Source organism: Streptomyces katrae, assembly GCF_000966975.1.
Classification (GTDB): Bacteria; Actinomycetota; Actinomycetes; order Streptomycetales; family Streptomycetaceae; genus Streptomyces; species Streptomyces katrae.
In genome coordinates this window covers 1-560 of the sequence record NZ_JZWV01001763.1, presented here as the reverse complement: position 1 = coordinate 560, position 560 = coordinate 1, and the positions used below count along the sequence as shown (strand labels likewise).

The window sequence follows — 560 nt, the reverse complement described above, 5'->3', positions numbered from 1 at the left end:
CGCCGGCGATGGAGGAGAACAGGACGAACGCGTCGAGCTCGTGGCCGCCGGGGAGTTCGCGGAGGAGGGCGTCGAGGTGGACGGCGCCCGCGGCCTTCGCGGCCAGGACGGCGCCGAAGGCGGCCGGGTCGGTGTCGGCCAGCAGTCCGGGGGTGTCGGTGCCGGCAGTGTGCACGACGGCGGTGAGCGGGTGTGCGGCGTCCGGGCCGGTGAGTTCGGCCAGGAGCCGGGCGAGGGCGTCCCGGTCGGCCACGTCGCAGGCGGCGACGGTCACCCGGGCGCCCAGCGCCTCCAGTTCGGCGGTCAGTTCGGCGGCGCCCTCGGCGGCGGGGCCGCGGCGGCCGGCCAGGACGAGGTGTGCGGCGCCGCGGGCGGCGAGGAGCCGGGCCACGTGTCCGCCGAGGGCCCCGGTCCCGCCGGTGATCAGCACCGTGCCGCGGGGCTTCCACTCCGCGGTGCGCCGGGCTTCCGCCTCGGGGATGCGGGTGAGGCGGCGGGCGAACACCCCGTCGGGGCGTACGGCGAGCTGGTCTTCGGGGCCGTCCGCGGTGAGGACGCCG

At 78.9% G+C, this 560-nt stretch carries 1 protein-coding gene; it reads right to left on the bottom strand.

All coding sequences use genetic code 11. The features are described 5' to 3' along the window. Positions 1–560: SDR family NAD(P)-dependent oxidoreductase (locus VR44_RS40495; RefSeq protein WP_045952706.1), on the bottom strand; the 560-nt coding region annotated here is incomplete at both ends.